This is a genomic window from Propionicimonas paludicola (assembly GCF_002563675.1).
GTDB lineage: Bacteria > Actinomycetota > Actinomycetes > Propionibacteriales > Propionibacteriaceae > Propionicimonas > Propionicimonas paludicola.
Genome location: NZ_PDJC01000001.1, coordinates 1872620 through 1888415, shown reverse-complemented (window position 1 = coordinate 1888415; position 15796 = coordinate 1872620). Strand labels below are relative to the sequence as shown.

Annotated in this window: 24 protein-coding genes; all 24 read left to right on the top strand. The window is 64.1% G+C overall.

From position 1 onward, the window contains the following. Positions 1-91 precede the first annotated feature (91 nt). The 24 genes from ATK74_RS08755 to ATK74_RS08655 all read left to right on the top strand — a co-directional run bounded on the left by ATK74_RS08755 (position 92) and on the right by ATK74_RS08655 (position 15791). A complete protein-coding gene (locus tag ATK74_RS08755; RefSeq protein ID WP_098460671.1) occupies positions 92-1081 on the top strand; it encodes a DNA-methyltransferase in 990 nt (329 codons plus the stop codon). Positions 1082-1530: 449 nt separating this feature from the next. Further along, a complete protein-coding gene (locus tag ATK74_RS15170) occupies positions 1531-1878 on the top strand; it encodes a hypothetical protein (protein WP_143483611.1) in 348 nt (115 codons plus the stop codon). After that, positions 1878-2357, top strand: coding sequence for a hypothetical protein (locus ATK74_RS08745; protein WP_143483610.1), 480 nt, complete (start codon positions 1878-1880; stop codon positions 2355-2357). The genes ATK74_RS15170 and ATK74_RS08745 overlap by 1 nt, the downstream gene beginning before the upstream one ends. A 212-nt stretch (positions 2358-2569) precedes the next feature. Continuing rightward, positions 2570-3127 carry an HNH endonuclease signature motif containing protein gene (locus ATK74_RS08740; protein WP_098460668.1) on the top strand — a complete coding sequence of 186 codons (558 nt, stop codon included), beginning with the start codon at positions 2570-2572 and terminating at the stop codon, positions 3125-3127. After that, positions 3120-3644 carry a hypothetical protein gene (locus ATK74_RS08735; protein WP_098460667.1) on the top strand — a complete coding sequence of 175 codons (525 nt, stop codon included), beginning with the start codon at positions 3120-3122 and terminating at the stop codon, positions 3642-3644. Before ATK74_RS08740 ends, ATK74_RS08735 begins: the two co-directional genes overlap by 8 nt. Next, complete coding sequence (locus tag ATK74_RS08730) at positions 3644-3922, top strand: helix-turn-helix domain-containing protein (protein ID WP_098460666.1); 279 nt, start codon at positions 3644-3646, stop codon at positions 3920-3922. The genes ATK74_RS08735 and ATK74_RS08730 overlap by 1 nt, the downstream gene beginning before the upstream one ends. Positions 3923-4031: 109 nt before the next feature. Next, entirely contained in the window at positions 4032-4376 is a 345-nt protein-coding gene (locus tag ATK74_RS15165) for a hypothetical protein (protein ID WP_143483609.1), read from the top strand. Next, positions 4373-4513 carry a hypothetical protein gene (locus ATK74_RS15375; protein ID WP_169923789.1) on the top strand — a complete coding sequence of 47 codons (141 nt, stop codon included), beginning with the start codon at positions 4373-4375 and terminating at the stop codon, positions 4511-4513. Before ATK74_RS15165 ends, ATK74_RS15375 begins: the two co-directional genes overlap by 4 nt. Further along, the gene (locus tag ATK74_RS08720) at positions 4510-4830 is read left to right on the top strand and encodes a hypothetical protein (RefSeq protein WP_098460664.1); all 321 of its coding nucleotides are present in this window, start codon (positions 4510-4512) and stop codon (positions 4828-4830) included. The genes ATK74_RS15375 and ATK74_RS08720 overlap by 4 nt, the downstream gene beginning before the upstream one ends. Continuing rightward, positions 4827-5744 (top strand): hypothetical protein, encoded by a 918-nt coding sequence (locus ATK74_RS08715; protein WP_098460663.1) that lies wholly within the window; start codon positions 4827-4829, stop codon positions 5742-5744. Before ATK74_RS08720 ends, ATK74_RS08715 begins: the two co-directional genes overlap by 4 nt. Positions 5745-5807: 63 nt before the next feature. Continuing rightward, entirely contained in the window at positions 5808-6002 is a 195-nt protein-coding gene (locus tag ATK74_RS08710; RefSeq protein ID WP_098460662.1) for a hypothetical protein, read from the top strand. Further along, the gene (locus ATK74_RS08705; protein WP_098460661.1) at positions 6002-6274 is read left to right on the top strand and encodes a hypothetical protein; all 273 of its coding nucleotides are present in this window, start codon (positions 6002-6004) and stop codon (positions 6272-6274) included. Before ATK74_RS08710 ends, ATK74_RS08705 begins: the two co-directional genes overlap by 1 nt. A gap of 623 nt (positions 6275-6897) precedes the next feature. Then, positions 6898-7170 (top strand): hypothetical protein, encoded by a 273-nt coding sequence (locus ATK74_RS08700; RefSeq protein ID WP_143483608.1) that lies wholly within the window; start codon positions 6898-6900, stop codon positions 7168-7170. A gap of 35 nt (positions 7171-7205) precedes the next feature. After that, the gene (locus ATK74_RS15370) at positions 7206-7355 is read left to right on the top strand and encodes a hypothetical protein (protein WP_169923788.1); all 150 of its coding nucleotides are present in this window, start codon (positions 7206-7208) and stop codon (positions 7353-7355) included. Positions 7356-7753: 398 nt separating this feature from the next. After that, positions 7754-8077, top strand: a complete 324-nt coding sequence (locus ATK74_RS15160) for a hypothetical protein (RefSeq protein WP_143483607.1) — start codon at positions 7754-7756, stop codon at positions 8075-8077. 83 nt (positions 8078-8160) lie between these two features. After that, positions 8161-8895, top strand: coding sequence for an HNH endonuclease (locus tag ATK74_RS15585; protein ID WP_098460659.1), 735 nt, complete (start codon positions 8161-8163; stop codon positions 8893-8895). A 90-nt stretch (positions 8896-8985) separates the two neighbouring features. Continuing rightward, positions 8986-9978, top strand: coding sequence for a hypothetical protein (locus ATK74_RS08690; RefSeq protein WP_098460658.1), 993 nt, complete (start codon positions 8986-8988; stop codon positions 9976-9978). A gap of 59 nt (positions 9979-10037) precedes the next feature. Beyond that, on the top strand, positions 10038-10514 hold the full coding sequence (locus ATK74_RS08685; protein ID WP_098460657.1) for a hypothetical protein: 477 nt from the start codon (positions 10038-10040) through the stop codon (positions 10512-10514). Continuing rightward, positions 10507-12129, top strand: a complete 1623-nt coding sequence (locus tag ATK74_RS15580) for a hypothetical protein (RefSeq protein WP_245840850.1) — start codon at positions 10507-10509, stop codon at positions 12127-12129. Before ATK74_RS08685 ends, ATK74_RS15580 begins: the two co-directional genes overlap by 8 nt. Before the next feature lie 13 nt (positions 12130-12142). Continuing rightward, positions 12143-13570 (top strand): phage portal protein, encoded by a 1428-nt coding sequence (locus tag ATK74_RS08675; protein WP_098460655.1) that lies wholly within the window; start codon positions 12143-12145, stop codon positions 13568-13570. A 66-nt stretch (positions 13571-13636) separates the two neighbouring features. Beyond that, a complete protein-coding gene (locus ATK74_RS08670) occupies positions 13637-14185 on the top strand; it encodes a hypothetical protein (protein WP_143483606.1) in 549 nt (182 codons plus the stop codon). A 10-nt stretch (positions 14186-14195) separates the two neighbouring features. Then, the gene (locus tag ATK74_RS08665; RefSeq protein WP_098460653.1) at positions 14196-14549 is read left to right on the top strand and encodes a capsid cement protein; all 354 of its coding nucleotides are present in this window, start codon (positions 14196-14198) and stop codon (positions 14547-14549) included. Between the two features lie 16 nt (positions 14550-14565). Further along, positions 14566-15495, top strand: a complete 930-nt coding sequence (locus ATK74_RS08660) for a phage major capsid protein (RefSeq protein WP_098460652.1) — start codon at positions 14566-14568, stop codon at positions 15493-15495. Beyond that, complete coding sequence (locus tag ATK74_RS08655; RefSeq protein WP_143483605.1) at positions 15495-15791, top strand: hypothetical protein; 297 nt, start codon at positions 15495-15497, stop codon at positions 15789-15791. Before ATK74_RS08660 ends, ATK74_RS08655 begins: the two co-directional genes overlap by 1 nt. Positions 15792-15796 lie beyond the last annotated feature (5 nt).

Below are 15796 nucleotides of genomic sequence, written 5' to 3'. Positions count from 1 at the left end.
GCACCCGGCCGGACTGCGACGCCTACGAATCCGGCCACCCAAACCTCGCCATCGCCCTCGCGCGGTGGCGCAAGCACGAAGAAGGACACCGATGATCCCGTACTACTCCGACGATTCGGTGACGCTGTTCCACGGGGACGCGCTCGCCGTGCTGCGCGAGTTGCCGGACGCTTCGGTGGACTGCTGCGTGACGAGCCCGCCCTACTTTGGCCTGCGTGACTATGGCGTGGCCGGCCAGATCGGCGCGGAGGCGTCCCCGGCAGAGTTCGTGGCCGTGCTGGTGGCAGTGTTCGCCGAGGTGCGCCGGGTGCTGGCTGACGACGGGACGCTGTGGCTCAACCTGGGGGACAGCTACGCAAGGCAGGGCGGATCGGGACGTGGCTCCGGGTCGATGCTTGAGGGGCGAAAGCACGGCCTAGCTCAAGAGAAGAACGACACCCGCCGGCGAAAGCCCGGCGTCGTGCTCCCGGAGAAGAACCTTCTCGGAGTCCCTTGGCGAACCGCCTTCGCCTTGCAGGATGACGGCTGGATTCTGCGCAACGACATCATCTGGGCGAAGCCGAACGGGATGCCGGAGTCCGTCACTGACCGGCTGAGCACCAAGCATGAGCACCTGTTCCTGTTCGCCAAGAGTCGCCGGTATTGGTTCGATCTGGACCTGATCAAGGTGGCGAGCACAGGCGAGGCGCCCGGCAATAAGCCGAACACCCTCGCCGCCTACGCAGACGCAACTGGCACCGAGAAGGGCGCGCGACGTTGGGGCGGCAACCCTGGATCGACGTTGCTTGAAGTCCACGAGAAGCGCAACCCCGGCGACGTCTGGGCGATCGCCACCCAGCCGTTCAGCGAGGCGCACTTCGCCACCTTCCCGGTCGAGATTCCCCGCCGAGCCATCGCCGCCGGATGCAAGCCGGGCGGCATTGTTCTCGACCCGTTCAGCGGATCAGGCACCACCGGCCTCGCCGCAGCTGAACTCGGCCGGCGCTACGTCGGCATCGACCTGAACTCTGACTACCTCGACCTGTCGCTGCGCACTCGACTCGCGCAGCCGTCAGCACTGATCCAAGGAGAGCCAGCATGACCGCCGACCCGATCAGCCTGCACGCGAACGTGTGCGCTTTTGACGGGTGTGGGCGTCCGATCAGAAGCAAAGGCCTGTGCAACGGACACCATCAACAACAACTCCGCGGCGAAACCCTGAGACCCCTCCGCCAGAGAGTCGCAAGGACCGCCCACCTCTGCCCGCACCCCGAAAGCGCCGACTGCTACACCCATCACGGGTGCCGATGCACCACCTGCTGCACGGCCCACACTCGCCAGCACAAGACATGGAGACACCAGGCAGCAACTTGCGGATCGCTGACGACAGACCCGACCGGCACCGTTCGGAGGCTTCGCGCACTCTGCCGAGTGGGGTGGAGTCGGCCAGAGCTCGGCGAGCATCTAGGAATCTGTCGTGCCGCCGTCGAGGCGCTGATAGCCGGACGTCGCACAACCGTCACCATCCGTGTGCGAGATGCCGTCGCCGCCATGTATGACGCGCTCTGGGAAGGGCCAGGAGTGCCAACGCCCGGCGCCGAGAAGGCGAGGAGATCGAGGGCGATTGGGGCGGCCCGACGACACGGGTGGGCACCACCGCTTGCTTGGGACGACGACATGGGACCAAACGGAATCGACAACCCAGCCGCGACGCCGTTCCTTAGCGACGCAGCCGAGACCACATTCGAGCGCATCAAGTGGCTTGTCGACGGCGGCCAATCCCTGGCCACGATCACCAGCCAACTCGGCATCACCGCAAGCGCCGTCGAGAAGGCGTGTCGAAGGTCCGGCGAGATCGACGTGTGGGAACGCATCAACATTGGAAGAAAGGCCGCCTGATGGCACGCGAATATGCCCGCTATTTGAGCGTTACTCACCGCGACCCGGATTGGCACAAACTAAGCACCGCGCACCACGATTGCTATATGGCCCTGCTATCCAGTGAGGACCTGACCTGGGCGGGCGTGGCACCCTACATGCCGGCCCGGTATGCGGGTCTCGCGTCCGATCTCAACGAGAAGCGAGTGCTGAAGCTGTGGTCCGAACTCGAAGCGGCTCGGATGATCGTCGTCGATGTGGCCACCGGCGAGGTGCTGGCACGCACATTCCTCCGCTATGACAACGTGCTGGCGAAGCCGAATCTCACCAAGGCGTTCGTCACCGCGTTCCTCAAGGTGCGCTCAGAGAAGGTGAAGAAGGTAGTCAGGCTGGAGTTGAGCAAGCTCTACCAGGAGTACCCCGACCTCGCGGGGTGGAAACAGATCGAGGAACTGTTACCGGAACTGTTCCAGGAACTGTTCCAGGAGCACGGGCGGTAACTGTTCCCGGAACAGATCCCGAACCATCTTTCAAACTTACCAACTCTCCACTCTCCAACTCTCCACGAGCGCTACGCGCTCAATGCTGACGCGGATGCTTCGCATCCTTGTCTTCGAATACCCCTACCGAACTCTGTAGGTGGTACAGACCAACTCAATTTTCACAACTTGTCAACAGACGCGCGCCCGAAAACGAAGGAGGGCAATATCCAATGAAGCCAACAAAGGACCAGTTCATCCTCGACGCGATAGCCACCAGGCCAGATCTTGTGCGGTCGATTCTGGATCGGATGATCGGCTATCCGAGGGAAGGCTGCTGGACCTGGCCCGGGGCGGGAACCTACGGAATGGTGTGGATACCGGGGCAGCCAAAGGGAACGATGTGCGTGGTCCATCGCGTCATCTGGCTGGCAAACCACGGCCCCATCCCGTCAGGGCTGGTGGTCGATCACGACGGCCCGCGTGGATGCAGGAACACCCGCTGCGCCAACCCAGCGCACCTGTGCCTATCAACCCATGCCGAGAACGTCTCCAACCCACACTCGCAGCGGACCCGTCCGCGAAAGGCCTGGGTCGCTCCCGAGCGCAAGCGAGACATCTTGGCTGAGGCCGGCCGCTGGCTCGGGCTCACACAGCGCGAGTACCGCCGCATCTACGGCCAATCCATCATCACGGCCGAGCTCGTGCTCGCCGGACCACCCGGAGACCCAGAGCGAGTCTCGGAAACAGTCTCCAGATCAAACCGAAGGAAGGAGCGCTCCCATGCCTGAGCCGATCACCGACGACCAGCGCGATCTGGTCTCCGAGGTGCGGGAAGCGCTGGCGAAAGCAACACCGGGACCTTGGGAGGCGTCAGCGTCGGACTCTGGGCACTCCAAGTTCGAGATGAACCACTACGTCTTGGCTGGACCGGTTGGGGACACCGTCTGCGACATGGAAAGCCATGTCCGGGTCTCGATCAACGAGCAGGTGGCGAAGGACGAAGGTGTTGCCGACGCCTACCTGATTGCCCATGCCCCCGAGTGGCTGGCTGCCCTGTGCGACGAGGTGGAGCGGCTATCCGATCTGGCCAGCGAGCGACGCTCGGAGGTCGTGCGGGCCACCCAAGAGGCACACGAGTGGGAGTCCGAAGCCGAGGACGCCAACGCTCGCGCCGAGGAGGCTGAGGCGGCAGTTGAGCGAGTGCGGGCGTTGGCTGCTGGCCTCGCTCGCCAAGGCACGCTCCCGATCTACGCATCAGCTTCCGAGATCGGCGGCTGGTTCCTCGCAGCCCTGGACGGTGAGTGATGGCCGACCACCTGATCGAGATGCAAATCGCCGCCGGTGAGGCTCACGACCTGCTGATGCGCTGGCAGCTGATCCGGGTACGGCTGCACCACAAACTCACGATCGAGACGGTCGCTGAGCGCATGGGCTGTGCTCCGCGGGACGTCATCCAGGACATGGAGCTGGTCGACAGCAACCCGACGCTGGGAACGGTCCGGCGATATGCACTTGCTGTCGGCGCGCTGCTGACCCGCGATGTGGTGCCCGAGATAATCGCCGAACCTGAGGCGGAGAGCTGATGTGTGGCCCGTGCACCGTCCGCGACCACCAGGGCTGCATCGAGCGAGTGCCCAGCGATCCCCGGCGGCGCTGCGTCTGCGCCGAGAACGGACATCGGGGGAGGCCGCAATGACCCACCGGCAGAAGCACAAGGGCAAGAAGCGGCCCCGTAGCTGGCACCACCGCTGGGCAGGCCCAGACCGGGCACTCAGGGCGGCGCTACGACGCCTCGAAGCAGCACTGGCGCGGACGGACTACACCGAGCCTGAAGTGCATCCGATCGACCCGGAGTCAAGGGCGTGGGAGCAACCGCCCGCCGTCGTCATAGGTCTAGCCACAGACCGGCTCATGGACGCGGTAGAGCGAACCGGCATCTACGCCGAGGACCTCGAAGCGCGAATGCGGCACGCCTTCCAGTCCCCAACAGTCAGATCCGCCCTCAACGAAATGCGCGACGCGATGGAGGACTCGTGACCCCGCAGGCCCGCGTCCTGGCGCTCGCCATGGCTGCCCTCTACGTCGCTCTCCTGCGGCTCATGGATGGCCGATACGGCACCAACGCCGTCTACACCCTCACCACCACCATCTACCTGCGAAAGGTCGCATCATGACGAACCAAACCAGCCGACGTATTGAACCCATCGGCACCCTCGACGAAGCCCTGGACCGCGCAGTCGCCGCCTACGACGAGGCGGACGCCAAGCTGATGAAGTTCATGGCGGAGCACGCAGACACTCTCGCCGAACTCAACAGGCTGCAGATTGCTCGCGCCACCTCCTACCACGATGCATCGAGCACCGCCGAGGCGATCCAGAAGCTCGGCTTTGTCGTTCGGCTGGGCCACGGCTTGGGTAGCCGTACCTATTCGCCAGCCAGCGACCTACGGCGGGCCCTGGACCGGCGCACCGAGGCTGAGGGGGAAGCATGACCGACGACGAACTGTGCCCGATCACCGACCTGCCGACCAGAACGTGCGGCTGCGCCCAGCACCACCGGCCTGAGGCCACGGTCGTGTCCCTGACAGCACTCGAACGTCTCGCCGGCCGACCACTGCCCGAATACCGGATGACGTACCGGGATCCGCGCTGGAAAGTCACCCATCCCGAACCGACCTCTTGCGACCATCGCAAAGATAGCCTGTGCGGGGATTGCGAGAAGCTCCTCGAAGACCTCCTGCACGACCTGCCCGCCCTGGTTGAGCAGTTGGGGGTGGCGGCCCGCAAAGATGTCCGGTTCGCCCCACACGGCCACAGGAAGGGCGATCAGCAGCATCCGGAAGAATCACCCATCCCCTGGTCTCCGGCAGCCTCACGAGCCCTGGATGAGCTTCTGACGGTGGTTCGGGACGAGAAGCTGAGAGACCCGGCCCGCCGAGGCATGGTTCTTCAGCAGCTGTCCCGACTCGCAGCGAAAGCCCACCGCATCCTGGAACGTCCCGAAGACATCGACTATGTGGGCCCGTGCCCCACCTGCACCGCCGACCTGTGGGTGATCCGCGGCGAACTCGTCACTTGCAAAACGTGCGACTACCGGGCCTCCTGGGTGGAGCATCACCAGAACGCTTTGGAAGCGCGAGGCGACCAGCTGATGACCATCCACGAAATCGTCACCACCCTGAAAGCTGCCGGGGAGCCGATCACCCGCAAGCGCATCGAATACTTGCAGGACCACCACGGACTCCCCCGCGAGAAGCGGGTCGTCCCGCACTGGCAGGGGCAGACCGTCGTCACCTCCGAAGTGTGGCTGTACCGGCTCGCTGATGTGCGCGAGTACGAAGCACTCCACAGACCAAACCGTGTCCTCCAAGACACCAGCAAGGAAGGCGGCTACCATGTTGGGTAGCACATCGGGTTTTGCGCGCCCTGAACAGGTTTGCGAACGTGCGTTCGAACCGTGGAGGCTCCCATGAATGAGCTGGTCGAGTTCCTCCAAGCACGCATCACCGAAGACCCGGCGGCCGAGTCCGAACTCAATGATCTGATCGTCGAGTACGACCGTCTCATGCGGGACAACCCAAACCACGTCTTCCCAGCCCCGATACCCAGCTTCGCGAAGCGGTATCGGGATCATCCCGACTTCAAGCCCGAGTGGGTGATCTGATGGACGGCCAGCGCGACTTCATCTGTGACGAATCGACCCGGCTCACTCCACGACTTGCCATGCTGGCGATTCCCGCTAGCAGGATGCGGGCCGAGATTGATCGGAGCCTCGAAGCCGTGCACCGGCTCACGCCCTCAGCCGAAGAGGCGCAAGAGGTTATCGATCGCGCCAAGCGCTCAGCCAGAGAGTCGACAATAGGCCTACGCCGAGCGCTCGACAACGAACTCACGAAAGCGCTCACCACTCCCCAGTCAGCCGCCGAGGCAAGCTGAACCGGAGCCGCATACTGGCGGCTGTCCCTACCTTCCGGCGGTCAGGGCAAGCGGCATAACCCGCAACCCCGACACGGCTAGGCCCACCGTGGAGCCAAACGGGCCACCTGATCCTCCCGACCCTCTCTCGCCCATAGCCGTCAGCCTCAGGCTGTAGAGCACCGGGCGTGCATGGTCTGCCGACACCACCGGAGTAGCTACCCGGCAGGACGACACAGCCGCACATGGGGCACCTAAGGCCGTGCGGGGCCATTCCATCGGGAAGTTGGGCCAGTAAAGGCCCCCGAGCCGACCGGGCGTAATCCCGGACCAACGGACGGTCACGCTGCCCCTGGGCTGCGAGGTGCACCGCCGTCCTTCATAGCGCGAACGGCGGGGACAAAACCAAGCGCATAAGCTCCGGCGCCAACTCCCCGGGCCGCCACTGGCCCCTCCGTTCGGCACCCACGAGCCGCGGAATGGCTCACCGCGCAGTCTCCAAACGGGCCACCTAAGACGCAGCCCTGCCCCAGGTCCATCAGGGCTGCTAGGTGGGGGTTGAGCAAACGCCAAGCTCCCCCCACCACCGACTTCCAGCAGACGGCTGGATAACCCCGCGATGGGGGACAACGAAAGGGGCGCAGATGCCCAAGGAAATGATCTCAACCAGCCTCGTGAACGACGCCGAGGTCCACAACGACACCCTGCACGTCGTCTGGAGCCGCCGCGGAGACCACCCGGAAGCACCCGATGGCTGGGTGAACGACGGCTTCATCCACGTGCAGATCGAACAAACCTATATCGGCCGGCCACACCAGATGTACCTGGCCGGAATGTCCCTGACCGCCGACCAGGCCGAACACATGGAGCGCACCCTCAGGCGGGCCAGACGAGGACTCACGCGTGGCCGCAACTGAGCGCACGATCAAGTACGCGACACGCTGCGACACCTTTGCCCGAGGCGTGGTCGTTCATCATCAGCCACCTCGAAGAACTCGGCGACGCACCCACCATCAGCATCAAGCCCTACTGGACCAACCTCGACACCGAGGACGAGCAAGTCGGCTTTGACGTAGGCGTATCCAGCACGAGTGAGGTCTGATGGCGCTCGAAGTAGTTCAGCTGCCAATCAGTCTTCCCATGGGGAATGTCTTCGGTGATCGCTCCCATTGGGACGGTTATGGCGAGTGGCGGCACAAGTGCTGGTTCTGCACAAAGTGGGACCCGAGGCGCAAGGGTGAGCCTGGCACTAAGCCGGACTATCCTCCGATGCCTCCAGGCTGCACCCTCTGTGCTCGATGTGGCGTACTGATCTACACCGGACAGGACGATCCCGACAACGAAGCGATGGCGGTCTGCCTCGACTGCGAGCGGGCCATCACCGACTGAACCCCTAGACCTACTCTCCGCCCCGAGCACCACAGCACACAACGTCACGAGCCCTGAGGCCCGAACCCTAGACAGCCGTGGGAAACGCCAGGGCGGAGAGTGGGACGGCTGATGAGCAAGCGCGTCTGCGGCACACCCGGATGCCCGAACACCATCGACGCCGGAGCCTATCGAGGACTCTGCGACGAATGCCGCAAAGACTGGGACAAGGCGCGAGGTAGCCGCACGGACCGCGGCTACGGGGCCGAGCATCAAGCCGAACGAGCCCGCATACTGAGCCGCATCGTGGCTGGCGAGGATATCCGCTGCGTCACCTGCAACAAGCCACTCGATACCAAGTTCCATCTTGGGCACAACGCCGACCGCACCGGATGGATCGGCGGCCAATGCCCAACATGCAACGACAGCGAGGCCGGAAAGGCCGCGCACATATAGACAACCTCGGCTGATCCCCGAGGCCAGGAAGCCCCGTCTCCACTCCGGAGGGCGGGGCTTCCGCATCTCCGGAGGAAACACCCATGAAGACCTGCACCATCGACGGCTGTGACCTGCCACTCCGGGCGCGCGGACTCTGTGCCCGGCACTGGAACGCCACCTACCGCAAGGACCAGCACCGCGAGGTTCCGTGCACTGTGTGCGGGAAGATGGTCGTGAAGAACGGACCAGGACTCAAGCGGCGCGTCGTCTGCTCCGACCGCTGCCGCTACTTCCTCACCTTCGGTCACGACATCGCCGAGCACCGAGAGTTGGTCGGTCCGGTAGTTAGGCGTAAGCCATCACGGCAGTCCGCCCCAGTGTCAGATGCCATCCTTCGGTTCGTTGCAGGATTCTGCGAGTGGTGCAGCACCTCCTACGTCTTCGACCTGCGGATCACCGGCACAGTCGCTCGGTACTGCTCAGTGGGCTGCGCGCGAAGGAGTCACCAGATGCGTCGCAGGGGGCGCGAGCATTCCGCCTCTGGCATCTACACGTGGTCCGAGGTCATCCGGATCTACCTCGCCATTGGTGGATGCGCCTACTGCGGTGAGCGAACAGACGACATGCAGCCCGACCACGTGATCCCGCTGTCGCGAGGCGGCTCAAACAGCATCACCAACATCGTTCCATCCTGCGGCCCGTGCAATGCAGACAAGCGGGACCTATACCTGCACGAGTGGTACGCCGATCGCGAGCGTCGCGGCCTAGCCCCACGCATTCTTGACCCGCGCATCAACCACCTCACTGACGCCTATCTGCTGGCCCTCACGGCATAGGGGGTTGGGGCAAAACCCCTAGTCGGATACACCGCCGGTGAGGGGCGTTTTTGGCGCGGCGGGTTCAAATGTTCCCGGAGGGGGCTCTAAATGGTTTCTCCGGTCGAGTACTACTTCGAGCAGGTTCGTCTTGCTGAGGCGGCTGCGCTTATGGCTGCTCGTCAGTGGGAGCGGCTCGGTAGTGATCTGGATAAGTGGCCGGAGATTGCGGGCAGGTTGGCGCTGATCGTGTCCGCTGCCCAGGTGCGTGCCGCGTCGAACGGGATCGCGTATGTCGAGGATGAGGTTGGTCCTCCGGTTGCGAAGGTTCAAGCCAAGTCCTTCGGCGGTTGGGCCTCTGATGGGATGCCGCTCGACTCGCTGTTGTATGGCTCGATCGTTCAGTCGCGAATGAAGTTCGGTTCGGGATTGACTGACGAGCAGGTGATGGCGTTTGGCGGTAACTGGTTGCAGATGGCTGTGCAGATGCAGGTGCTTGATGCCGGCCGTGGCGCTTCCGGTGTGGCGATCGCGGCGACTCCTCGGACGGGCTGGATTCGGTACGTGCATACTCCGTGCTGTCAGTCGTGCGCGGTGCTGGCTGGAAAGTTCTTCAGGTGGAACCAAGGCTTCCAGCGTCACCGTCGGTGTAAGTGCACTCATCAGCCGGTTGGGCAGGGTGCCGCGAAGGGTCTGACCTCCAACATTGCTCCGGATCAGATTCACGATCTGACTGATGCGCAGCGGCGAGCGATCGCGGATGGCGCCGACATGAACCAGGTGATCAACGCCTATCGGGGCGTCACGCCGAGTATGCGCAACCGCATGATCACGACGACTGAGGGCACGACTCGGCGGGGTTGGGCGTCGTACGTGAAGCGAACTCGGGCGCAGCTCAATGGTGAGCAGGTGGCCGAGACCGCGAAGAACGTCGGTAAGCGCGGTGCGGTCAAGAACTACGTGGAGCGTCGGACTAAGGCCCGCCCGAGCCCGGAACTGATCTATGCGCAGGACATTTCGCGTGAAGAGGCTGTGCGTCTTCTAGCTCGTCACGGCTACATCGTCGGCGACCTGAAAGGTGTCGCCCGCCTGTCCCTTCCCTAGCGCGCGACGCGCTGGGGTTTCCTGCCTGGCGCGATGCCAGCGAGGTTGAGGAGTGACCCATGAGTAGTGGTGGTGCACGCAATCGTTCTGGTCCTGCGAAGGATCCGAACTCCGGTCGTTCTGACCGGATTGGCTACAAGCTGACCGCGCTCCCGTCTGAGGGCTACAAGTCCGGTGCTCCCGAATGGCCGTTGTCCGAAGCATCCGTCACCGAGCTCCGGCTCTGGGAAGAGGCGTGGCGCACCCCGCAGGCGTGCGCATGGTCAATGCCGTCGGAGTCCTGGCGTGTTCGCACTGTCGCGCTGTGGGTTCGCGTCCGGGTCCGCTGCGAGGCTCCCGATGCGCCGGCTGCACTGCTGGGGCAACTGCATCGTTTCGCTGACCAGATCGGCATGACGACCGCCGGCCTGGCCGAGATGGGCTGGGCGATCGCCAAGGATGAACTCGCCGAGCGGCGCAGTGACGAGGCCAAGCCTGGCGAGCAAGTCGTAAAGCAAGGCTCTTCTCGGGATCGCATGAAGGTTGTCGGTGAGTGACGAACTCGCTCTCGACTTCAACCCGCTCCACACTCTCGGCTTCCTAGTCACTGACTGGGTCGAGCAGCACTGCAAGGTTCCCGGCGGCGTCTATGAGGGCGAGGCGCTGGTCTTCAACGGCTGGCAGCTGTTCTGCACCGCGAACCATTACCGGATCATCCCGAAGGCCATCTACGACCCGCGAAGGCTTCTGGCACCCTTCCACTACCGCCGATCAGTGGTAGTCGGCCCGCAGAAGTGCGGCAAGTCCCCGTGGGGCGCGGGCATGCTCTTGGCTGAGGGTGTTGGACCGACGCTGTTCGCTGGCTGGGCCCGTGGTGATGAGGTGTACCGCTGCGAGGACCACGGCTGCGGGTGTGGCTGGGAGTACCACTACCGGCCCGGTGAGGCGATGGGGATGCTACGGCGTAAATCGCTGCTCGGCCTCCTAGCCTTCTCTGAGGCGCAGACGCAGAACGTTTATGAGCCGCTGCAGACGATGATCCATAGCGGACCGCTGGCAGAGTTTGTGCACGTCCGTGAGGGTTTCATTCGGCTCCCGAACCGGGGAATGATCATTCCTCTGTCGAGGGCGGCACGGTCGAAGCTCGGAAAGCCGCTCACCGGCGCGCTTGGCGATGAGTCTGGTTTGTATACCAAGCAGAATGGCGTGCTGGACACGTGGCAGACGATGCGTCGCGGTGTGGCCGGTATGCAGGGTCGATCGATCGAGCTTACGAATCCGTGGGATCCGATGGAGAACAGCGCGGCTCAGCAGGCGTTCGACTCGCTGCGGCCTGACATCTTCCGCTACTACCGCAAGCCGCCGGCGAACTTGTCGTACGCGAATAAGCGTGAACGGCACAAGATTCACGTGTACGTCTATGCCGATAGCCCGTGGGTCGATCCCAAGGGAATTGATGCTGACGCCGCCGAACTCGTGGAGACAGATCCGACGCAGGCTGAGAGGTTCTTCGGGAACCGGCTTGTCCAGGGTCTCGGCGCCTATCTCACTGAGGCGCTGTACGAAGGTGTTGAGAAGCACGCCGCGGTTCCGGACGGGACTGCAGTGTCGGGCGGTTTTGACGGATCGCGGTCTGAGGACTGGTCGGCGCTGAGGCTCGAGACGATCGATGGTCATCGGTTCACACCGACGTACGGTCCGGACAAGCGGCCGGCTGTGTGGCGTCCGTCGGAGTGGCCGGACGGCCGCATTCCCCGCGGCGAGGTGAACGCCTGCGTCGACTGGGTGTTCAACCACTATGACGTCGGTCGGATCTACATCGACCCGCGGCACTTCGAAACCCAGGCCGATGCGTGGGCATCCGAGTACGGCGAGGACAGAGTCATTCAGTGGCCGACGAACTCGATCACACGAATGTTCCCGGCGCTGATCCGCTACCGCGAGGACCTGGCCGAAAAGCTGACCACGCACGAGCCAGACCCGGTGTTTCGCTCCTCCGCGCTGGCCGCCCGGAAGGTTGCGAAGCCGGGCGACAAGTTCATCCTCGGAAAGCCGTCGGAGAACCAGAAGATCGACGTCCTGATGGCTGACGTGCTCGCCCATGAAGCCGCCTGTGATGCTCGCGCTAGCGGGTGGGAGCCCGCCGGGGAATCTGCAATGTACGTCTACTGAAGGGTGGTGACCGATGACGCTAGTGCCGTTCACCCCACGAGCCACCGAGCCAGACGGGGCCACCCTAACCATCCTGGGCAACCTCGAGGCGGTTCGTGCGAGCTGGATCATGGGCGACCTCGGCCTCTTGGTTTGCGAGCAGTACTACATGGGGACTCAACCGCTGCAGTACATGTCGAAGGATCTGGAGAAGGATCTCGGCGAGACGGTCACACAGTTGGTCATCAACTGGCCGCAGATGGTCGCCGACGCCTACGCAGAGCGGCATGTCTGCACCGGTTTCCGTTACCCCGCTTCTGACGCCGGCGCCGCGGTTAGCGGAGACGAGCTGTGGCAGTGGTGGCAGGCGAACAACATGGACGAGCAGGCCAACATGGCCCAGGTCGACGCAATCTCGCTGTCGAAGTCTGCGCTGCTCGTTGGCCCCGCCGTAGGGAGTGGCGCACCAACCATCACGGCCGAGTCTGCGTTCGATGTTGCGTGGATCCGCGACCCGCGGTCTGGTGTCGTCATCAGAGGGCTCAAGGCGTGGGCCGAGTTTTTGGATGACCGCACCAGCATCCAGTGGCGGAACATCTACCTTCCCGGCCGACGGATCACCCTACGCACAGCGCCTGGGGGCGGTGGGTGGTATGTCGATCAGGACGTAAAGTCAACCGAACTCGTGCCGCTAGTGCCACTCGTCAACCGTCCCCGGTTGAAGCAGCGTGACGGCCGGACCGAGTTCGCCCCGATCATTCCTGTCGCGAACGCGGCCAACAAGATGGCCACCGACATGATGGTGTCCGGCGAGTTCCACGCCATGCCTCGCCGGTGGGTGTTCGGCCTCAAGGCGTCCGACTTCAAGAACCCGGACGGCACCACCCGGAACACTTGGTCTGTCATCAAGGGACGCCTGTGGGCGACGGAGAAGAAGCCGTCCGATGTAGCTGTTGGCCAGTTCACCGAGTCCTCGTTGACGAACTTCCACGACACCATAAAGCTCCTCGCGCGCCTCACTGCGCAGCTGTCTGGCATGCCGTCGGACTACATGAGTTTCGACTCAGTCAACCCGCCCTCTGCTGACGCGCTGCGGGCATCTGAGCGTCGCATGGTCAAGAAGTGTGAGGACCAGCAGGTGTCGTTCGGTGGCAGCTACGAGACGGCGATGCGGCACGCGATCCGGTTCGCGACCGGCAAGTACGACAACGCCGCGATGATGCTCGAAACCAACTGGCGCGATCCGGGCACCCCGACCACCGCACAGGTGACAGATGCCGCCGTGAAGAAGGTCACCACGAAGGGCGCCGATGGCCGGCCGCTCGTTCCGACCGAGCAGGGCCGCATCGATCTCGGCTACACCCCGCAGCAGCGCGACGACATGGTGCAGATGGAAGCCCGCGCCATGAACCTCGACCCCGACCAGGTAGCGCTGATGGCGCTCCTCGACGGCACCAAGTAACACCCCAACAACAGCCTCCCTGGCGAGCGAATCGTCCGGGGCCATCCAAGCGATTTGGAGAACACCATGTCCCTGCCCACCACCGAGCCCATCACCCCCGTTCCCACACCGCCCCCGGCTGCAGTATCGGTGCCACAAGCGCCGGCCAAGCCCGAAGCGGTACAGACCCCAGAGCCGAATCCGGAAGACGCCCTGCGCGCTCCCGGGTTGAAGGCGCTGGAGGCCGAACGGGAACGCGCCAAGAAGGCTGAATCCCAGCTGGCGGCGATCGAGCCCTACAAGAAGGTGCTCGACGGCCTGAACAAGCTGTTCACTCCCGAGGGGGCAGAGCAGCCGAAACCGGAAGACCTGATCCAGAAGCTCACCGAGCGTCTAGACCAGGCCGACCGCAAGGCCGCAGTGAACGAGCTTGCTCGCACCCACGGGATCACCAGCGATGACGACATCGCGCTGCTCGATGCAGTTGCTGATCCCCAGCAGCGTGAAGCGCTCGCCCTGAGGCTCAAGGGTGTTGCGGCGGCTATCCCGCCCGATCCCGGACAGGGCAACCATCCCGGCACTCAGACCCCTGAGGACGCCGCATACAACGCGTTCTTCCCTGACACGAGAAAGTGAGGATCCGGCCATGGCCGACTACCTCCCGATTTACAAGCCCGGTCAGGCCATCACCCTCAAGGCTTCCGCCGCCATCACAGGTGGGCAGCTCGTTGAGGTGACTGGTTCTGGCACCGTCGGACCGGCTGGCGCCGCGTCCACCAAGGTCGTCGGTGTGGCTGGCTTCACTGCTGCCATCAACGACAACGTCACCATCTTCACCGGAGGGGTACAGCATGCAGTCGCAGCTGGCGCCATCACTGCCGGTGACGTGGTCCAGGCCGGCGCGGCGGGAACGGTTGCCACTGGCACCACCGCCCCGATCGGCATCGCCCTCGCGGATGCGGCCGACACCGCAGACGCCCGCATTCTGATGAACCGATGAGAGGAAGTGACCTGAGATGAGCACATTCCCTCCGGGCACCGTCACCATTTCTGGGACCAACCTCACGGCGTCCTACTTCCTGTCCCAGCCGAACTTCGTGGCCCGCCGGCTGCGTGAACTGGCCGATCTGCGCTACGTCGGCAGCAACCTGCTGCGCGGACGTGCCGCAACCACCGGCGGTGCAGTCGGATACGAGGTCGCCGGAGAGTCCATCTTCGCCGACTCCGCTCCCGAGGTCGTCGCCCCGGGCGGCGAGTACACCCTGACCACGACCGGCGCCGGCACTCCGGCAGTCGCGAAGGTCAGCAAGTACGGCAAGGACTCCCTCGTCACCGACGAGGATGTCAAGCGCCGCAACATGGACCCGGTCAATCGGGGCCTGAATAAGCTGGCCAACTCCTGTGGTCTGATCGTCGATCAGGCTGTCGGTTCGGCCATCGCGTCCGCCGTTACCGCAACCGTGGCCGCCGCCGCCAAGTGGAACCTGTCGGCCACCGAGACCATCCTGCTTGACGTCATGCTCGCGCAGGCGTCAATCACCGGTCAGAACCTCGGCTACCAGCCGGACACCTTGCTGGTTTCCGACGTCGTCTGGGCATGGATGACCTCCAACAAGGGCATCGCTGCACTGATGGCCCGCGAGAACCTGAACAACCCGGTGTACACCGGGCGATTCCAGAATCTCGCCGGCCTCGACGTGGTTCACGTCCCGGTCGCCAACATGCCTGGCGGCGTAGGCACGAACGCCTGGGTCCTGGACACCACCAACCTTGGCTTCATTGCCAAGGAGGATCTGGGCGGCGGATACCTGCCTGCCGGTGATCTGGTGGAGTCCAAGACGATCCGTGAAGACCTGAACGACGGGTGGCGTCTGCGCGCCCGGGTCAACTTCGCGGCTGCTGTCACCGATCCGCTGGCCGGCTACAAGATCACCACGGTCGCCTGATGCCCAGGCGGGCCGTGAGCAAGCCGGTCGAGGAGCCGAAGCCGGACGAGGTGCAGCCTCAGCCGGTCGTGGAACCCGCACCGGTGTCGGCCACTGAGGCGGACGTGCCCGAGGCCGGCCCGGTCGAGGAACCGAAGGCTGATGAGCTCGAGCGGCTCACGGTCCTGTCCGTGTTTGCCCACGCAACGCTCAAGACCGGTGAGGTCAAGATGCTGAGCAAGGGCGACGTGGTCGAAGCAGACAAGTACGACGAGAAGTCGATGGCCCACCTCCGGGCCATCGGCTTCATCGGCTGATCGGA